At 58.9% G+C, this 18,769-nt stretch carries 16 protein-coding genes; 10 read left to right on the top strand and 6 right to left on the bottom strand.

Going from position 1 to position 18,769, the window contains the following annotated elements; genetic code table 11:
- The first annotated feature begins 31 nt into the window (after positions 1-31).
- The 9 genes from F7P80_RS10830 (at position 32) to F7P80_RS10790 (ending at position 10,362) form a co-directional block, all read left to right on the top strand.
- Positions 32-2,908, top strand: a complete 2,877-nt coding sequence (locus tag F7P80_RS10830; protein WP_151044683.1) for an Hsp70 family protein — start codon at positions 32-34, stop codon at positions 2,906-2,908.
- Between the two features lie 45 nt (positions 2,909-2,953).
- Positions 2,954-3,415: a nucleoside deaminase gene (locus F7P80_RS10825; protein ID WP_151044681.1), complete on the top strand. Its 462-nt coding sequence runs from the start codon at positions 2,954-2,956 to the stop codon at positions 3,413-3,415.
- 251 nt (positions 3,416-3,666) lie between these two features.
- Positions 3,667-4,647 (top strand): Bug family tripartite tricarboxylate transporter substrate binding protein, encoded by a 981-nt coding sequence (locus tag F7P80_RS10820; protein WP_054065152.1) that lies wholly within the window; start codon positions 3,667-3,669, stop codon positions 4,645-4,647.
- A 351-nt stretch (positions 4,648-4,998) separates the two neighbouring features.
- A complete protein-coding gene (locus F7P80_RS10815; protein WP_054065153.1) occupies positions 4,999-6,585 on the top strand; it encodes a flavin monoamine oxidase family protein in 1,587 nt (528 codons plus the stop codon).
- A gap of 28 nt (positions 6,586-6,613) precedes the next feature.
- Positions 6,614-7,084, top strand: a complete 471-nt coding sequence (locus tag F7P80_RS10810; RefSeq protein WP_054065154.1) for a c-type cytochrome — start codon at positions 6,614-6,616, stop codon at positions 7,082-7,084.
- Between the two features lie 69 nt (positions 7,085-7,153).
- The gene (locus tag F7P80_RS10805; protein WP_211372014.1) at positions 7,154-7,690 is read left to right on the top strand and encodes a RidA family protein; all 537 of its coding nucleotides are present in this window, start codon (positions 7,154-7,156) and stop codon (positions 7,688-7,690) included.
- A 69-nt stretch (positions 7,691-7,759) separates the two neighbouring features.
- Positions 7,760-8,218 (top strand): azurin, encoded by a 459-nt coding sequence (gene azu / locus F7P80_RS10800; RefSeq protein WP_151044710.1) that lies wholly within the window; start codon positions 7,760-7,762, stop codon positions 8,216-8,218.
- Between the two features lie 363 nt (positions 8,219-8,581).
- Positions 8,582-10,024 (top strand): NAD-dependent succinate-semialdehyde dehydrogenase, encoded by a 1,443-nt coding sequence (locus tag F7P80_RS10795; RefSeq protein ID WP_151044679.1) that lies wholly within the window; start codon positions 8,582-8,584, stop codon positions 10,022-10,024.
- A 71-nt stretch (positions 10,025-10,095) separates the two neighbouring features.
- The gene (locus tag F7P80_RS10790; protein WP_054065157.1) at positions 10,096-10,362 is read left to right on the top strand and encodes a DUF2789 family protein; all 267 of its coding nucleotides are present in this window, start codon (positions 10,096-10,098) and stop codon (positions 10,360-10,362) included.
- A 14-nt stretch (positions 10,363-10,376) separates the two neighbouring features.
- On the opposite strand, the gene pgi is transcribed toward F7P80_RS10790, so the two are convergent.
- The 3 genes from pgi to tal form a co-directional block, all read right to left on the bottom strand.
- The gene (gene pgi / locus F7P80_RS10785; RefSeq protein ID WP_058879537.1) at positions 10,377-11,987 is read right to left on the bottom strand and encodes a glucose-6-phosphate isomerase; all 1,611 of its coding nucleotides are present in this window, start codon (positions 11,985-11,987) and stop codon (positions 10,377-10,379) included.
- Positions 11,988-12,001: 14 nt separating this feature from the next.
- The gene (locus F7P80_RS10780; RefSeq protein ID WP_151044708.1) at positions 12,002-13,120 is read right to left on the bottom strand and encodes a beta-ketoacyl-ACP synthase III; all 1,119 of its coding nucleotides are present in this window, start codon (positions 13,118-13,120) and stop codon (positions 12,002-12,004) included.
- A gap of 73 nt (positions 13,121-13,193) precedes the next feature.
- Entirely contained in the window at positions 13,194-14,141 is a 948-nt protein-coding gene (gene tal, locus F7P80_RS10775) for a transaldolase (protein WP_058879536.1), read from the bottom strand.
- Positions 14,142-14,289: 148 nt separating this feature from the next.
- On the opposite strand from tal, the gene F7P80_RS10770 reads away from it, so the two are divergent.
- Entirely contained in the window at positions 14,290-15,138 is an 849-nt protein-coding gene (locus F7P80_RS10770; protein ID WP_058879535.1) for a MurR/RpiR family transcriptional regulator, read from the top strand.
- Between the two features lie 47 nt (positions 15,139-15,185).
- On the opposite strand, the gene F7P80_RS10765 is transcribed toward F7P80_RS10770, so the two are convergent.
- From F7P80_RS10765 to F7P80_RS10755, 3 genes are all read right to left on the bottom strand, one after another.
- Complete coding sequence (locus tag F7P80_RS10765; protein WP_170265362.1) at positions 15,186-16,589, bottom strand: porin; 1,404 nt, start codon at positions 16,587-16,589, stop codon at positions 15,186-15,188.
- Between the two features lie 201 nt (positions 16,590-16,790).
- The gene (locus F7P80_RS10760) at positions 16,791-17,816 is read right to left on the bottom strand and encodes a porin (protein ID WP_151044675.1); all 1,026 of its coding nucleotides are present in this window, start codon (positions 17,814-17,816) and stop codon (positions 16,791-16,793) included.
- Between the two features lie 374 nt (positions 17,817-18,190).
- On the bottom strand, positions 18,191-18,640 hold the full coding sequence (locus F7P80_RS10755; protein ID WP_054065163.1) for an OsmC family protein: 450 nt from the start codon (positions 18,638-18,640) through the stop codon (positions 18,191-18,193).
- Between the last annotated feature and the right edge of the window lie 129 nt (positions 18,641-18,769).

Genomic DNA, 18,769 nt, shown 5'->3' with positions numbered 1-18,769 from the left:
GCGCCACTTTTTGGTTTGTTTTTGAGACTTCATGCATCCGTCTGCACCGCAATTCATCATCGGCATTGACCTTGGTACCAGCCACACGGTGGTGGCCAGTGTGCCGATTGGCGGGCAGGTGCTGGACATTGCCTTGCTGCAGGTGCCGCAGCGCATCTCTGCTACGGAAGTGCGTCAAGAGGCGCTGCTGCCCTCGGTGCGCTACCAGGCGGCGCCGGGGGAGCTGGGCGATGCCTGGCAGCAGCCGTGGGTGGCGCAGGGGGCGAGTGAGCAAGCCCCAGCCGTGATCGGCCGCTGGGCCCGTGAACTGGGCGCGGCAGTGCCCAGCCGGCTGGTGGTCAGTGCCAAAAGCTGGCTTTCACATGCAGGCGTTGACCGCACGGCCGCCATCCTGCCCTGGGGGGCAGGGGACGATGTGGCCAAGATCTCACCGCTGGCGGCATCGGCCTCCTACCTCGCACACATCAAGACCACATGGGACAGAGCACACCCCGCCGCGCCGCTGCATGCACAGGTGGTGGTGCTCACCGTGCCCGCTTCATTTGACGAAGGCGCACGTGCGCTGACGCTGGAGGCTGCGAAGCTCGCAGGCCTGGAGCGCGTCCAGCTGCTGGAAGAGCCCAAGGCCGCCTTTCACGACTGGCTGGTGCTGCAGGGCGAGCAGCTTGCGCAGCAGCTGGCAGCCAGCCGCCTGGTGCTGGTGGTGGACGTGGGCGGCGGCACGACGGACTTGACGCTGATCCGCGTGGAACCTGCTGCCGATGGCGGCCTGCCGACCCTTACGCGCACAGCCGTGGGTGAACACTTGATGCTTGGCGGCGACAACATGGATCTGGCGCTGGCCCACCAGCTGGAGCAACAGCTGACAGGAGAAGGCCAGAAGCTCACCGCCGCGCGCTTTGCGCAGCTGGTGCAGCGCTGCCGTATGGCCAAGGAGCAGCTGCTGGCGCAGGATGCACCCGAGCAAGTCACGGTCACGCTGCTGGGCAGCGGCAGCAAGCTGCTGGGCGGCACCAAGTCCGCCACGCTCACGCGGGAACAGGTGCAGCAGTGGGTGGTGCAGGGGTTTCTGCCGCAGGTGGCGCTGACGGATGTGCCGATCAAGCGCCAGAGCGCGCTGCGCGGCTTTGGCCTGCCGTATCCGGCGGATGCGGCCATTTCGCGCCATCTCGCGCAGTTTCTGCGCCAGCATGCAGGTGAGGCACTGCCAGATACCGTGCTGCTCAATGGCGGCGTGTTCCATGCGCATGCGCTGGTGCAGCGCCTGACGCAGCAGCTCTGCGACTGGCGGGGCAGCCCCGTGCGTGTGCTGCATAACCCGCACCCGGACTGGGCCGTGGCACGCGGCGCTGCGGCCTATGGCCTGGCGCGTGAACAGGCCCGGCAAGTTTCAGAACAAAATCAGGCGCTAGCGCAGGCAGGACAAGCGCTGACAGCTATACCTTCCATAGTTCCCTCGATTGGTGGTGGCTCGGCCCGCAGTTACTGGCTGCTGCTGCCGGGCAAGACCAATGCCGCGCCGCAGCTGGTCTGCCTGTTGCCCAAGGGCACGGAAGAGGGCGTGCGCATGGTGCTGACGGGCCGGCGCTTTGCGCTCAGGCTGGGGCAGGCCGTGCGCTTTGTGCTGCTGGCCAATAACAGCCAGCTGGCTGCGCAGGCGGGGCAATTGCAGCCGCTGCAGGGCGAAGGCTGGGTGGAACTGCCCGCGCTGTCCACCGTGCTGCCTGCGCCCGAAGGCAAGGCGCTGGCGCAGGTCGAGGTGCAGTTGCAGGCCTGCATGACCGAAGTCGGCACGCTGGAGGTGCGCTGCGTGCGTGTGGTGGAGGGCGTGGCCGATGCGGCGCAATCATGGCTGCTGCCGTTCAGTGTGCGTGGCGCGGTGGGCAATGCTGCAACAGAAAACATAGCTGTCAGCGCAGATGCAGCAAGCGCTAGCGGCCAAAAAGGCTTGCAACCTGCAAGCAGCAAACTGCCTGAAGCGGTGGCGCTGATAGAGCGCATCTTTGGCACCCAGGCCAAGGACGTCACGTCCAAGGACGTGCGCCAGCTGCGCCAGTCGCTCGAAAAGGTGTTGGGCGCGCGGGACAGCTGGAATGTGGCGCTGCTGCGCGCACTGTTTGATACTTTGCTGGCCCGTGCCAAGCGCCGCCGCCGCACGGCCGACCATGAGCGCGTGTGGTTCAACCTTGCAGGCTGGTGCTTGCGCCCCGGCGTGGGGGCGGAGCTGGACAGCTGGCGCATGCAGCAGGTCTGGGCTTTGTATGCGCAGGGGCTGGGACACGCCCGGGACACTGCCAGCTGGACGGAATGGTGGGTGTTCTGGCGCCGTGTGGCGGCAGGCCTGAACGAAGCACAGCAGATGCAGGTGCTGGAAGCCGTGGCTGCCGCCATGCAAAAGACCGTGCAGCAGGCCACGGTGCGCAACGGAGGCAAGAGCAGTCATGGCAGCTATGACGACATGCTGCGCCTGTTTGCTGCCATGGAAGCCGTGCCCTGGCAGTACCGGCAGGAGATGGGGCAGTGGATGCTGCAGCGCCTCCAGCGACCGGATGAATCCGTACAGACCTGGTGGGCACTGGGCCGCTTGGCAGCCCGCCAGTCGCTGGCCGCGAATGCGCACCTGGTGATGCCACCTTCGGCTGCGCAGGAGTTTCTCGACGCCACATTGGCGCAAGATTGGCGCAAAAACGAAACCGCCATGTTTGCTGCCGTGCAGATCACCCGCATGACGGGCGACGTAGCGCGTGACTTTCCCGACAGCGTGCGCCAGCAGGTGCTGGACAAAATGCGTGCAGCCGGTGCGCCACAGCGCTGGCTGGAGTTGGTGGAGCGCGTGGTACAGATGGATGCCCAAGACCAGCAACGCAGCCTGGGCGACAGCTTGCCGCCAGGGTTGGTGTTGTTGTAGCCCCATCCACCAGCGTTGCTGGTGGGTATGAACAAGGAGATGCCCATGTCATTCACTGCAACAGAAGTGCAGGCCATGCAACTGGCGATGGAGGCCGCACGCCAGGCCCGTGCAGCTGGCGATACACCGTTTGGAGCAGCACTGGTGTCGTCTGAGGGTGAGATCCTGCACACCTCACCCAACCGGCAAAACAGCACGGGTGACTGCACAGCCCATGCCGAAGTGGTCCTCGTACGAGAGGCTACGCAGCGGTTTGGCCCAGAGCGTCTGCATGGAGCAGCCGTATTTGCCAGCGGAGAACCCTGCGCTATGTGCAGCGGTGCCATGTTCTGGGCGGGGATCAAACGTGTGGTGTTTGCAGCCAGCACGCAAGATATTGGTGACGCTCTGGGAGGGCCGGTTCTGCCTGCACGCTGCGCTGAGGTGCTGGAGCCTGCACAACCTGCGGTGCGCGTAGAAGAAGGCCTGCTGCGTGATGAGGCCGTCGCAGTGCTGAACGGGCGCTGAACAGCCCGGAGTCTGACAGAACACTGGCAGACACCTCTGTTTTGCTATGGGGCAGCGGGTGGCTTGCCTATGATTCGTCCCATCTTCTTCCAAGCCTGCTGCCTGCGAACACCCTCGTGCCAGCGGTCTTGTCATTGCGCAGCCTGGGCCACACGCCTGCGCAATTTTTCTTGCACGCCACAAGCAGCAAGTCCGTTTCCATCACCGCTGTGCGCAGCGGTGTGTTTCCCATTGACGTACTTGGAGTTGTGATGCCTGTGCATTCCGCTTTTTCTCGCCGCCATGCTTTGGCGCTGGCCGTTGCCAGCGTGGTCTCTATGGCTGCACCTGCCGCCTGGGCGCAGGACAGCTGGCCCACCAAGCCCATTACCTTTGTGGTGCCACAAAACCCCGGCGGTGCCAATGACGTGATTGCGCGTGCCGTAGCGCAAAGCCTGGAAAACTCGCTGGGCCAGCCCGTGATCGTGGAAAACCGTGCGGGTGCCAACGGTAACGTGGGAACGGGCCAGGTAGCACGCAGCGCGCCCGATGGTTATACCTTTCTGGTGACGGCGCAAAGCGCACACACCATCAACCCTGCGCTGTATTCGCGCACGGGGTTTGACCCCATCAAAGACTTCACCCCCGTGATGCAGCTGGCTGTGGCGCCGTATCTGCTGGTGGTCAATCCACAGTTTCCTGCCACGACCTTCGACGAGCTGGTGGCCTATGCCAAAGCTAATCCCTATAAGGTGGAATACGCCTCGGCCGGCAATGGCACGCTGAATCACTTGCTGGGCGAGATGCTCAAGAAGCAAAAGGGCGTGGAAATGCTGCATGTGCCCTACAAGGGGGCTGCAGCGGCAGCGACCGATGTGGTGGCGGGCCAGCTGCCCGTGACCTTTGGCAGCTTCCCCGGCGTCATGCCGTTCGTGAGCAGCGGCAAGCTGCGTGTGCTGGGTGTGGCGTCGGACAAGCCGACACCGCTGGCACCTGAAATTCCTGTGCTGAAGGATCTGGCCGTGACGTCCTGGTACGGCCTGTTTGCCCCTGCAGGCACACCCCAGCCCATCATCGACAAGGTCTATACCGAGATCTCTCGCGTGCTGGCTACCCCCGCCATGCAGGAGCGCCTGAAGACGCTGGGTGCGGAGCCCGTGCAGTCCAACCCACAAAGCTTTGCAGCCAGCTTGCCTGCAGAGCTGGCGCACTGGAAAAAAGTGGTGGATGAGTCGGGCGCAAAAATCGATTAACGCACGCTGCGTTGCCTTACATGCGCTCCACAAGGCCTGCAGATGCAGGCCTTTTTTCACACACATGTGTCGTGCACCATTTCTCGGCGTTAGTGCGTGCACATTAGGGCATTGCCTGATGCGGTTCAGTGCATTTTGGTGCAGATGTTTCTGTGAATGCTGATGCCTAGAGCCTAGAGCCTAGAGCCTAGAGCCTAGAGCCTAGAGCCTAGAGCCTAGAGCCTAGAGCCTAGAGCCTAGAGCCTAGAGCCTAGAGGATAGATGCCGACAGTGCACAAGCTGGCACGACTGTTGCGACAAATGGTCAAGACATGCGGTAGTTTGCGTGTCGAAAACCGAAAACTCTGTTCTATGCCAGAAGAAAAAACACCACTGACACGGCGAAAACTCCTCACCATGATTGGCCATATGGCAGGTGGCGCAGCCATGTACTCCGCCATGGGTACTCTGGGCCATGCCGCTGAATCTTCGTATTCCGGCCCCATCAAGCTCAGCAAGGCAAAGCCTGGCGCATCCGTAGTGGTGCTGGGCGCAGGCCTGGCAGGCATGCTTGCCGCCATTGAGCTGCGCAATGCGGGCTACAAGGTCACAGTGCTGGAATACCAGAATCGCGCTGGTGGCCGTGCTTGGACACTGCGTGGCGGTGACACTTTTACCGAGCTGGATGGCACGACCCAGACCGTTGGCTTTGCCAAGGGGAATTATCTGAACCCAGGGCCCTGGCGTGTGCCCCACAACCACCATGCCATGATGGATCTGTACCGTCGCTATGGCATTGAGCTGGATGTGTTCAACCAGGTCAATCACAACGCCTATGTGCACAACAGCAAGGCTTTTGGTGGCAAGCCACAGCGCTTCCGTCATATCGCAACGGATTACCGTGGACACACGGCCGAGCTGTTGGCCAAGGCGGTCAACCAAGGCGCTCTGGATACGGTCATCAGCAAGGAAGATGCAGAAAAGCTGCTGGCCAGCCTGAAGAGCACAGGAGCGCTGGATAAGGACTATCGCTATGTGGCCAGCCTGCACACCAGCGAATACCGCGGCTTTGATGTGGACCATGGTGGCGGTCTGATGCCACGTGCCAAGGCATCGCAGCCCATTGGTGTGAGTGAAGTGCTGCAGTCCAACCTGTGGGGGCAGATCGGCTCGGGCAATCTGACGGAATTCCACAGCACCATTTTCCAGCCCAAGGGCGGCATGGACATGCTGCCTCAGGCCATGGCCAAGGATCTGGGCAAGGCGATTCAGTACAACGCCAAGGTGAGCAAGATTGCACAGGATGAAAAGTCCGTCACCGTGAGCTATACCCGCAATGGCGTACAGCAGCAGGTGACTGCCGACTGGTGTGTCTGCACGATTCCTGCTTCTATCCTGGCGCAGATGGACATTCAGGTGGGCGACAAGATGCGCGCCGCCATTGAGGCCTTGCCATACGGCAGTTCGGTCAAGGTGGGTCTGGAATTCAAGCGACGTTTCTGGGAAGAGGATGAGCGCATCTACGGTGGAATTACCTCGACGGACCTGCCGATTCAGCAGATTTCCTACCCATCCAACGACTATATGAAGCCCGGCCCTGCTGTGCTGCTGGGGGCATATGCCTTTGACAACACCAATGCCTATCGCTTGGCTTCGCTGACGCCCAAGGAGCGGGTCCGTCTGGCCTTGGAGTGGGGTAGCCAGATTCATCCGCAGTACAAGCAGGAATTCCTGAACGGCGTGTCTGTGGCATGGCACCGCACACCCTGGACTCAGGGCTGCTATGGCGCATGGAACGACAACCTGCGCGCGCAGCACTACGACAACATGGCGCAGATTGACAACCGTCTGGTGCTGGCTGGCGAGCATATCTCCTTCATTCCCGCATGGCAGGAAGGTGCCGTGCTGTCTGCCCTCGACGCTGTGCAGCGCCTGCACGCCAAGGCCGTGAATGTCTGAGTCAGGCCACTTGAAAGGAATGAACGCTATGAGCACAAAGAAGTTGCACCGTGGTCTGTCTGTGGCCGTAGTGGTGCTGGCAAGCATGGCCAGTCTGTCCGCTTTCGCAGGGCCTGTGACAGGCACTGCTGCCGAGGTACTGGCGATTGCTGACACACAGGTTGAAGCCCTCAAGGCGGGCTTTTCCAGCGACCGTCGCCTGAACACCCAGCGTGATGGGGAAAAGATCTACCAGGCCATTTGCCAGGGCTGCCACATGCCCCAGGGGCAAGGTGCTGCCGAGGTGGGTTTTTACCCTGCACTGGCGGGCAATGAAAAGCTGGCTGCAGCTGCGTATCCGGTGGGTGTGGTCATGAATGGCCTGCATGGCATGCCTGGCTTTGCCCATCGACTGGACGATGCACAGGTAGCAGAAGTGGTGAACTATGTGCGCAGCAATTTTGGCAATCAGTTCACTGACACCGTGACGGCAGAAGACGTCAAGCTCTTCCGCAAGTAATCCCCCGGCCCCGTGTTCCAGCTGGGCTGCGGGGCGATGAGCAATGTTTTGAGAGAAAGAGGTAATTCCATGTCTTTGCGCACTCCTGTGATGGTTGCGGGTCTTCTGGCTGCTGCGGTGCTGAGCGGCTGCGCCACCAACGGCGTACCAACGGGTGAAGTCACGCGTTACAAGATCCCCGGCTCGAGCTTTCCCATCTCCAATGCCGTGGAGGTTTCGCCCGGCGTCAGTACGGTCTATCTGTCGGGCAAGGTGCCAGCCATGCTGGATAAGAGCAAGCCAGCCACAGACCCAGCTGCCTATGGCGGTGATACCGAAGGCCAGACAGTCAATGTGCTCAAGAGCATTGAGGCCCAGCTCAAGAGCATGGGTCTGAGCATGTCGGACGTGATCAAGATGCAGGTCTTCCTGGTCAAGGATCCAGCTAAGGGCAACAAGATGGACTTTGCGGGTTTCATGAAGGGCTACACCCAGTTCTTTGGCACGGCCGAGCAGCCCAACCTGCCCGCACGCTCTGCATTTGAAATCGCCGCACTGGCCAACCCCGCATGGCTGGTGGAAATTGAAGTGGTGGCTGCGCGTGGCGGCAAGAACGTCGTGAAGTAAGGTTGTATTGCTGCGGGCAGCATGTACTGCTGTGCCACTGCCTGCAGCCAAGGAATGTGTATGAAGACAATGAAGCGCGTAATGTGCGCATCGGCCATCGCTGTGGCGGGCCTGCTGGTGACACCGGTTGTCATGGCCTCAGACTGCGCCGTGACCGTGGAAAGCAATGACGCCATGCAGTTCAATGTGAAGAGCCTGCAAGTGCCCAGCTCCTGCAAAAGCTTTGACATCACGCTCAAGCATGTGGGCAAGCTGCCCAAGGCAGCCATGGGGCATAACGTGGTGATCACCAAGACAGCAGACATGGCCGCAGTGGCGAAAGACGGTATCAGTGCAGGAGTCTCCAACGACTACCTCAAGCCTGGCGATGGCCGTGTGCTGGCGAACTCCAAGCTCATCGGCGGTGGAGAAAGCGACACACTGACACTTGATGTGGGAAAGCTTGCCGCAGGCGAGAGCTACAGCTTTTTCTGCTCTTTCCCCGGTCATGCATCGATGATGAAAGGCTCGCTCAAGCTCAGTCAGTAAGGCGCAGCTTGGCTTTTGTACAGCGTTCTTCCGTGTGCCATGGCAGTTGGTACATGGTCCTTTGCCCACTTCGGTGGGCTTCTTTTTGGGTGAACCGTATCCGCACATGGATGACAGCCTTTACAAGGCAGGTACGTTAAGGTGTCAGGCATGTGTACCGTACATCCCACTATGGCGCTGCGAGCAGCGCCTTCTACAATGGGTGGTCACCTGGATTTTTAAAAGTGAAGCAGCTAGCGCTGATAAATACAGGATTTGCAAATGTTTTTGCATTGAAATGCTTGTAGTTCAAGCGCAAGCAGCTATCTATTTTGAAATTCTGCCAACCAGTTTTCACCTTTCTCTTCAGCGAGTGCAAGCACCATGAGCCAGACCTACCCCGACACCCAATTGCTCATCGACGGCCAATGGCAGAACGCAGCCAGCGGCAAGACCATTGCCGTGCGCAACCCCGCCACGGGTGAAGTGATTGGCCAGCTGGCCCATGCAGGGAAGGAAGACCTGGACCGCGCCCTGGCCGCCGCTGAAAAAGGCTTTGCCATCTGGCGCAACACCAGCGCCCATGAGCGCCAGGCCACCATGCGCAAGGCGGCAGCTCTGCTCAAGGAGCGTGCCGACCAGATTGCTGCGCTGCTCACGCAGGAGCAAGGCAAGCCACTGGCCGAAGCCCGTGCCGAAGTGCTGGCTGGCGTGGGCATCATTGAATGGTTTGCGGATGAGGCACTGCGTCTGTACGGCCGCATCGTGCCCGCACGCCGCAGTGATGTGCAGCAGCTGGTGATCAAGGAGCCTGTGGGCCCTGTGGCCGCCTTTACGCCCTGGAACTTTCCGGTCAACCAGATCGTGCGCAAGATCAGCGCAGCGCTGGCAACGGGCTGCTCCTTTCTGTGCAAGGCACCGGAAGAAACGCCGGCATCGCCTGCTGCGCTGTTCCAGTGCTTTGTGGATGCAGGCGTGCCTGCGGGTGTGATCGGACTGGTCTATGGCGACCCAGCTGAGATTTCCAGCTACCTGATCCCCCACCCCACCATCCGCAAGGTGACGTTTACGGGTTCCACGGCCGTGGGCAAGCAGCTGGCGGCCATGGCAGGTGCGCACATGAAGCGCTGCACCATGGAGCTGGGCGGTCACGCGCCGGTCATCATTGCCGAAGATGCAGACGTGGATCTGGCCGTCAAAGCCGTGGGTGCCTCCAAGCTGCGCAATGCCGGGCAGGTCTGTATTTCTCCGACCCGCTTTCTGGTGCACCGCAGCCTGGAAAAAGCGTTTACAGAAAAAATGGTGGACTACTTCGCAGCCATCAAGGTGGGCAATGGCCTGGACCCAGACACCAAGATGGGGCCGCTGGCCAACCCACGCCGCATCACCGCCATGCAGTCGCTGGTTGCCAATGCGCAGGCCAAAGGGGCCCAGCTGCTGCTAGGCGGCAAGACCTTGAGCGATGTGGGCAACTTCTATGCACCCACGGTGCTGGCCAATGTGCCGCTGGAGGCCGATGTGTTCAACAACGAGCCCTTTGGCCCCGTGGTGGCGCTGCGCACCTTTGACAAGCTGGAAGAAGCCATTGCCGAAGCCAATCGCCTGCCTTATGGGCTGGCGGCGTATGCCTTTACCTCCTCGCTCAAGCATGCGCAGCTGCTGAGCCAGCAGGTGGAAACCGGCATGCTGTGGATCAACCAGCCTGCTGTGGCATCGGCCGAAATGCCATTTGGTGGAGTGAAGGATTCCGGCTATGGTTCAGAAGGTGGCACAGAAGCACTGGAGGCCTATCTGGTGGCCAAGGCAGTGTCTATCGCCATGGTCTGACGCGTACACGGATGCAGGGCGCTTTACCATGCACTTCCCACCCCACAACATGACTGCAAAGGAGTTGGCTTATGTCTTTGATCCCCGGTGAATCTCAGCCCGGATTTACGGAACTCTTTGCGCAGCTGGGCCTGCCCAATGACCCCGCCAGCATCCAGCAGTTCATTGCGCACCACAGCCCCCTGCCAGAAGGCATGTTGCTGCATGAGGCACCCTGCTGGACGCAGCAGCAGGCGCAGATGCTGCGCGAAAGGCTGTACTGCGATGATGACTGGGCCATCGTGATCGACCAGCTCAACGCTGCGCTGCACGAAAAGCCGGATCTAAACCAGCTGTAAGGCCCTTTGCAGGCTTAGTTGCCGTTGACGGGAGACTCCGCCAGCCGCTGCATCAGCGCCACGGTGGAGGGGTCAACCCCTGTCCAGTCCTGGCTCTGCTGGCGTGCACGCAGCTGCTGCGCCAGCTTTTTGCCCAGCTCTACACCCCATTGATCAAAGCTGTTGATGCCCCAGACTGCGCCAGAGACAAAAATGCGGTGCTCATACAGCGCGATCAAAGCGCCCAGCGAGGCTGGGTCCAGCGCCTGCAGCAGCAGGAAAGTGCTGGGGCGGTTGCCGGGGCAGTCACGCTCTGCGCCATCCCCGGAGCGGCCTTCCATCAGTGCCTGGGCCTGGGCAATGGCGTTGATGACCAGGCTTTGGTGGTGTGCCCCCAGGTATTTACCGCCATCACGCAGCGCAATGAATTCCACGGGAATGACATCTGGCCCCTGGTGCAGCATCTGAAAAAATGCGTGCTGGCCATTGGTGCCGGGCTCGCCCCAGACAATGGGTGCTGTAGCTACTGGCAGCTTGTGCCCATCGCGGGTGACGCCCTTGCCATTGCTTTCCATCTCCAGCTGCTGCAGATAAGCCGTGAGCCTGCGCAGCCCGTGGCTGTAGGGCGCAATGCAGCGGCTGCCAAAACCGCAGAAGTTGCGGTTCCACACATCCAGCAGCCCCAGCCGCATAGGCAGGTTCTGCGCATCGGGGGCTGAGAAAAAATGCGCATCCATTGCGTGTGCGCCCTGCAGCATCTGGCGAAACTGCTCGGCACCAATGGCAATCGCAATCGGCAGGCCAATGGCCGACCACAGTGAAAAACGCCCACCCACCCAGTCCCAGAAGCCAAGGGTGCGTGAAATGCCAAATTCCGCGGCCGCTTCGGTGTTGGTGGTGAGTGCGACAAAGTGCTGGTCGATGCTGCAGGCATCCTGCGGGTGCGGGCTGCCGCCGTGTGCCAGAAACCATTCCCGTGCAGAGCGCGCGTTGAGCATGGTCTCTGCCGTAGTGAAGGACTTGGAAGCAATCAGAAACAGCGTGTTTTCCGGCCGCACCTTGCGCAGCACATGCCCCAGTTCATGCCCGTCCACGTTGGAGACAAAGTGGAAATGCTTGTCGCCATCCACCCAGTCTTCCAGCGCCTGCACGACGACTTCCGGCCCCAGGTGTGAGCCGCCAATGCCAATATTGACCACATCGGTGATTTGTGGGTTGGCGCGCACCTGCTCCGCCAGGGTGAGCATGGCATCCAGTGTGTCGTGCACGGACTGCAGCGCCTGCTGCATTTGCGGCGTCCATTGCTGCACCACAGGGTGCGTTCGTAGCAAACCACCATCGCGTGGTGTGCGCAGCAGCCAGTGCATGACTGCGCGGGACTCGGTGTTGTTAATGGTCTGGCCTGCCAGCATGGCATCGCGCAGGGCATGCACCTCGCAGGCCTGTGCCAGCGCAGAAAGCAGCACTTCGGTCTGCGGCAGCATCCAGTTCTTGGACAGGTCAGCAAACACGTGCGGGGCCTGCTGGCTCAGATGTGCCAGGCGCTGCGGGTCCTGCCTGAATGCAGCCTGTAAATCCAGCCCCCCCTCCATGCTGTGAAAGTGGGCCTTGAGTTGCGCCCATTCAGGCTTTGTATGGCAAACCAAACCTTGTGCTCCGCTTACTGTTTGCGCACGACGACACTGCCCACCGAATACCCAGCACCAAAAGAGCAGATGACGCCGAGGTCCCCGGGGACCAGATCGTTACGGTGCTTGTGGAAGGCGATGATAGAGCCTGCAGAGGCCGTGTTCGCAAACTCATCCAGAATCAGTGGCGCGCGGTCTTCCGTGGCTTCGCCGACCAGTTTTTTCAGCACCAGCTGGTTCATGCTCAGATTGGCCTGGTGCAACCAGTAGCGGCGAATGTCTGCAGGGGCATGGGCCAACTGCTGCAGGTGGGTGGCAATGTGCTCGGCTGCAATCGGCACCACTTCCTTGAAGACCTTGCGGCCTTCCTGGCGGAAAGTCTTGTCGCGTGCTGCAGGGTCGCTGTCTTCGCTGCGGTTGAGGAAGCCGAAATTGTTGCGGATGTTGTTGGAAAACTGTGTGGCCAGCCGTGTGCCCAGCACCTCCCAGCGGTCGGCGCTGGTGGCTGTTTCTGCACGTTCCACGATGATGGCGGTGCACACATCGCCAAAAATAAAGTGGCAGTCGCGGTCGCGCCACTCCAGGTGGGCGGAGGTGATTTCAGGGTTCACGATCAGCACGCAGCGTGCCGAGCCGCAGCGCACGGCATTGACCGCCTGCTCCAGCGCAAAGGTGGCCGAAGAGCAGGCCACATTCATGTCAAAACCATAGCCACCAGCACCCAGCGCCTGCTGAATCTCTACGGCCATGGCGGGGTAGGCGCGCTGCATGTTCGATGCGGCGCACAGCACCATATCAATGTCCGCACCCGTCTTGCCCGCCTGCTGCATGGCCTGCTGGGCTGCAGACACGGCAATTTCTGCCATCAGCGACAGCTGCTCGTCACCTCGCTCCTCAAAGCGTGGATACATGCGCAGCGGGTCCAGCACCCCGGTTTTCTCCAGCACATAACGCTGGCGAATGCCCGAGGCTTTTTCAATGAACTCCACGCTGGAGTGCTGCATGGGCGTGTGTGTGCCTGCGGAAATTTCAGCTGCAAAACGCTGATTGTGCAGATCGGCATACTGGTTGAAGGCAGTAACCAGTTCCGCATTGGTAATGGTGTAGGGTGGCTGGTACAGGCCTGTACCGCTGATGACGGCAGAGTGCATGGGAGGTGTCTCCACGGGCAGGTCATGCTGCATGCCTGCCTCTGGCTTGGGAAAGTTGGTAGGGGTGATGGGATTAAACGGAGCGGATGAGCTGTTCCAGCTTCTGCGCATCCGCCACAAAGGCACGAATGCCCTCGGCCAGTTTTTCGGTCGCCATGGCGTCCTGATTCAGCGCCAGGCGGAAGCTGGCTTCGTCATAGTGTTCACGCTCTAGGTCTTGCTGCTTGGCTGCTTCATGGCTCAATGCCTGGATGACGGGCGCATCCTGCTGCTGTAGCTGAGCCAGCAGGTCGGGGGAGATGGTCAGCAAATCACAGCCCGCCAGCGCCAGAATCTGGCCCGTGTTGCGAAAGCTCGCCCCCATCACTTCGGTGGTGATGCCAAAGCGCTTGTAATAGTCGTAGATGGCCCGCACGGAGCGCACGCCGGGGTCGTTGGCACCTGCCATCGCTGCTTCGTCCCATTGCGCGCCAGCCTGCTTTTTGTACCAGTCGTAAATGCGGCCCACAAAGGGGGAAATCAGCTGCACCTTGGCATCCCCGCAGGCCACAGCCTGCACCTTGGAAAACAGCAGGGTCAGATTGGTGTGAATGCCGCGTTGCTCCAGCTGGCGTGCGGCGGCAATGCCTTCCCATGTAGCGGCAATCTTGATCAGCACGCGGTCAATATGCACACCAGCGGCTTCGTACAGGGCAATGAGGCGTTCCGCACGCGCCACGGTGGCTGCGGTGTCAAAAGACAGGCGCGCGTCGACTTCTGTCGAGACACGGCCTGGCACTACAGAGAGAATTTCGCAGCCAAACTTCACCAGCAGACGGTCCACCACTTCATCCAGCGGTGCATCACGCCATTGGCTGGCGGTGGCCTGCAGCAAGGGCTGGTACTGCGCCTGCTGCACAGCCTTCAAAATCAGGGAGGGGTTGGTCGTGGCATCCTGGGGCTGGTACTGGGCGATTTGCTGGAAATCGCCGGTGTCAGCCACCACCGTGGTGTATTGCTTGAGTTGTTCGAGCTGGTTCATGCGGTCTCGCTGGCGTTATGCGTTTTTATAGGTGTGGCAAGTGTAGTGTGCTTCAGGGATTACACGGTCTGCAACGCCTGAGAGCCTGTGTGTTTGTTGTTCGTGGCGCAAAATCTCGGCTTTACGTGTGTGACTGATTGGACCTTCCATGCTTGACCGAATTGCAGCATCTCTTCCTTCTCTGGCACCCGCTGAGCAAAGGGTGGGGCGCCTCGTGCTGGCAGATCCACACAGCTTTGCACGCCTGCCAGTGCGCGAGCTGGCAGAAAAAGCCAATGTCAGCAAGCCCACCGTGGTGCGTTTTTGCCGCAGCATGGGCTATGACGGCCTGGCAGACTTCAAGCTCAAGCTCGCAGGCAATGTGGCCGAAGGCGTACCCTATGTGCACCGCAGTGTGGATGCCGATGACAAGACGGCAGATGTGCTGGTCAAGGTAATCGATAACTCGGTGGCTGCCTTTTTGCAGTACCGCAACGCCGCCTCACCCCAGGCCGTGGAGCAGGCTGTGCAGGCCATTGTGGATACCTGGCGCAAGAAAAAACGCCTGGAAATCTATGGCGTAGGCAACTCCGGCGTGGTGGCGCAGGACGCGCAGCACAAGTTTTTGCGTCTGGGCATCAGCAGCCATGCCTCCAGCGACACCCACCTGCAGGTGATTGGTGCCACCATGCTGGCACAAGGTGACTGCGCCATCCTGATCTCTAACTCTGGCCGCACCAAAGATCTGCTGGAAGTGGCGCAGATTGCCAAAAACAACGGGGCCACCATTATTGCGATTACCTCCAGCCATACACCACTGTCACAGATCAGCCATATTCATCTGGCAGCTGATAATCTGGAAGGTTCAGACTTTTATACGCCCATGGCATCCCGTCTCTTGCACTTGCTGATTATTGATATTCTGGCAACAGCAGCCGCTTTGAATATGGGTGAATCCTTGTCAGAAAAGCTCAAACATTTGCAGAATAATATGCAAAACAAGCGCTCTGAGCTGTAAAACAAAAAACCGGCTTTTGCCGGCTTTTTGTTGGAGAGGCTCTTTTTTTAGAAGCGGTGGCGCAGGCCGGCGGTAATACCTGTGCGGCTGCGGGCTTTGCTGGTGCGGTCCAGGTACATATCCTCACCACCACGTACCTTGGTGTGGTCTACACCAAAGTAGGCATCGGTGCGCTTGCTGAAGGCGTAATTGGCCAGTGCCACTACAAAGTCAGCCTTGCCGTTGTAATTGCCAGAGGCTGAACCTTTTTGCTTGGCATGGTAGTAATGAATGCCAGCATTAATTTGTGGGGTAATCTGGTAGCCAAAGCCCAATTTATACATGGTGCGCTTATCGGAATCACCTGCTAAGAAGCCGCCATTGGTTTGACCTTGCCAAAAACCATTGATAATGGTTTGGTCAACAAGGCGGCGTGCTTCAAATTTTGCAATATCAGAGATGGTGGAGTTGGTTGTTTGGTTAAAGGTTTCTTGATTTTTGATTTTGTTGGAGCCATAACCCAAGTTCACATACAACTTATCTTTGCGATAAGAGCCACCTAAGGTCCAGGCATCCAGTTTGGTCCCTGCTGGCAGGTGCGTTCTTAAATAACCACCGCCAACAGAGATGCCATCTTGAGAATAGCGTAAAAAACCACCAAATGTTTTGAGTGAACCTGTAGCTATAGGGCTGAGGGAAGGTGCAACAGCTTGGCCCAAGGGGCTGTTAGGATCTGCATTATTGATGGTGGATTTCACTCCACTCATCAGAGCGGCAAGATTTTGGGGGCCGATAGCACTTGCTATTTGGCCTAATGTTGTTGCTCCAGTCACTGACGGAGCTCCTGGAGGTAGCTGGCTGTTAATCAGACCAGGGGCTGCAGCAGCTAGCGTATTTTCTACAGCGCTAGTGTTTTGATTGCCTTCATGAAAGGAGTACTGAAGTGCACCCACCCAGCGTCGATCAGGAGTAGCCAGCAAATATTTCAGGGAATTGCTGGTGCGCGCACCAGCTGCCATTCCCAGCTCTGGCTTATAGGCATCCATATAAGGCGAGTAGGGGAAGGATGCATAGGTGGAAGAAACTACATCAAACAGCACGTTCCACTGGCGGCCCATGGTCAGACGTCCATATGGACCTTGCAGACCAATATAGGAAAGTTGGAAAAAAGGTGCTGTTGCATCTTTTTCACCGGTATCCAGATTAAAACGGTGTTCCAGATGTACCAGCGCCTTGGTGCCACCGCCCAAGTCTTCCTCCACATTGATGCCCCAGCGGCTCTGGGACATGCCGCCGCCAATCATTTTGGTCAGGCTGCCTTTGTCTGCCCCTTCATTATTGGTGTGGCGGATTGCCGCATCAGCAATACCCCATAGCTCTACCTTGCTGGTAGAGGCTTGCTGTGCCATGGCGGCGGATGTGCCAAGGCCGCAGATGGCGGCAATGGCTGCTCCCAGAATTGTTTTTTGCATCTTTTGTCTCCTTGATTTGAAACCAATGAATAGGTATGGGTGCAAAAAACATTCTAGAAAAGCACATGCGTTCGAATAGATGCGCTGGCATGAAAACCACGCTGGTTTTCCCTTGGCTACAAAAGTGCCAGACGTAAAAAAGCCAGCCCGAAGGCTGGCTTTTGATTGCTTCATTAGCAGCAGGCCTGGGCCTGCAACCAATTAGAAAGCGTGGCGAACGCCAACTTGAACACCTTGCATCTTGCCGGAGTCGTTAGCGCCGTTCACGCCAGCGAATGCACCGTTCAGTTCAAAGTCGGCGCCATTCTTGTTCTTCAGGTAGGAGTATGTGCCGTACAGAGCAGTACGCTTGGACAGGCTGTGCACATAACCCAGAGAGAACTGCTGAGCCTTTTCGGAGCTATCAGACAACTTGTAGTTGTTGTAAGAAGCCTTTACAACACCAGCGGCGCCCACGGGGGCGGAAACACCCAGGTTCCAAGTCTTCAGCTTTTCGCTGCCGTTGGTAGAAATTTGGGTGTACTTTGTTTCCTTGTAGAAAGCTGCCAGCTTGACCACTGCGAAGTCATAAGAGCCACCCAGCTGCCAAGTCTTCAGGTCTTCGTTGGGCAGTTCGCCCAAGCCGTTGTTTTGCTTGTCGTAACCCAGACCCAAGCTCAGAGGGCCGTTGTCATAGGTGGCGCCAATGCCCATGTAGCGGTTGGTCTTGTTCTTTTTCTGTTCGCCAAAACCGTAGTCAATACCCACGCCAAAGCCAGCAAACTTGGGCGAGATGTAGCTGATCATGTTGTTGGAGCGGTTTTGGTAGCCAGTTTCAGCACCAGACCAAGCCAGCGTAGAGCCCAGACCCACGGTGCCGAACACGTCGTAACGGCTTACAGCGTTGTAGGAAGCGGTCAGAGCACGGCCCAGACGCACTTGGCCGAACTCACCAGCCAGACCCACGGTCGATTGACGCTTGAAGTTGAAGCCGCCAGCAGTGCCGTTGTCAGGATCCACTTGGCCTTCCAGAACGAACTCAGCCTTCAGGCCATTGCCCAGATCTTCCACGCCGCGGAAGCCCAGACGGCTGGTAGCAGCGCCGCTGTTCAGCAGGCCGGAAACGCTTTTGTCGCCCTTCACGTAAGCAACGGATGTGTCCACCACGCCGTACAGGGTGACGGAAGATTGAGCCATTGCGGCGCCGGAAGCAGCAACAGCTGCCAAAGCGATCAGAGATTTCTTCATTTGATACTCCAAGGTTTGTTGAAGGCGCATTGCAGTGTCTGGTGCATAAAGCGGTGCAGCTGCTGCAAGACGCGCCAACCTCCTGGTGGGGAAGTTGCTGGCTATTGCACCAGAGAGGGCCGTCTTGCGCAAAGAAAAACCATGTCGCGACGCAAAAAACGGCGGTTTTTGTTGTCTTGGTGCAACACCCGGGATGAGGTGTGCCCGGCCTCGATTGGCTGAGAGATTCGTGACATTTGCTTGCATTCTTTGTTGAGAAAAAAGTGTGCAAATACTTTCGTGTAATTCTTTGCCGTAGATAGACAAACAAAAAAAGCGCCATATAGGCGCTTGTGTGTGCAGATAGGCATTGAAAGCCAGCAGTTGCTACCTTGTTACACCTCAACCAGCTCAAAGCTGGTGGTGATCTCGGCCGTCTTGCCCAGCATGATGCTGGCCGAGCAGTACTTCTCGTGGCTCATGGCAATGGCGCGTTCGACGGCCGCAGCGGGTATGCCCTTGCCGGTCACGGTGAAGTGCATATTGATCTTGGTGAAAACCTTGGGTTCGACTTCTGCGCGTTCGGCCTGGAGCTTGACGCTGCAGCCGCGCACATCGTGGCGGCCGCGTTTGAGGATAAGCACCACGTCATACGCGGTGCAGCCGCCCGTGCCAGCCAGCAGGGCTTCCATGGGGCGGGGGGCCAGGTTCTGGCCGCCATTGGCGGGGTTGCGTTCGTCGGGCGCGCCATCCATGGCGAGGATGTGGCCACTGCCGGTTTCAGCAATAAAGCCCATGCCCGAACGGGTACCTGTTGCGCCGGTCCAGCTGACGGTGCATTCCATAGTGATTACTCCTGTGCAATTTCTGTGAGAGGGCCGATGGTTACGGAATTGATTGTCCCTACTTTGATGTCTGGCATTTCAGTAAACATTGAAACCTTATTGCGGCGCAGCATGAAACGCCGTACAATT

Source organism: Comamonas kerstersii (assembly GCF_008801935.1).
GTDB lineage: Bacteria > Pseudomonadota > Gammaproteobacteria > Burkholderiales > Burkholderiaceae_C > Comamonas > Comamonas kerstersii.
The sequence above is the reverse complement of the archived record's forward strand: the minus strand, read 5'-3'. Positions and strand labels throughout refer to the sequence as shown.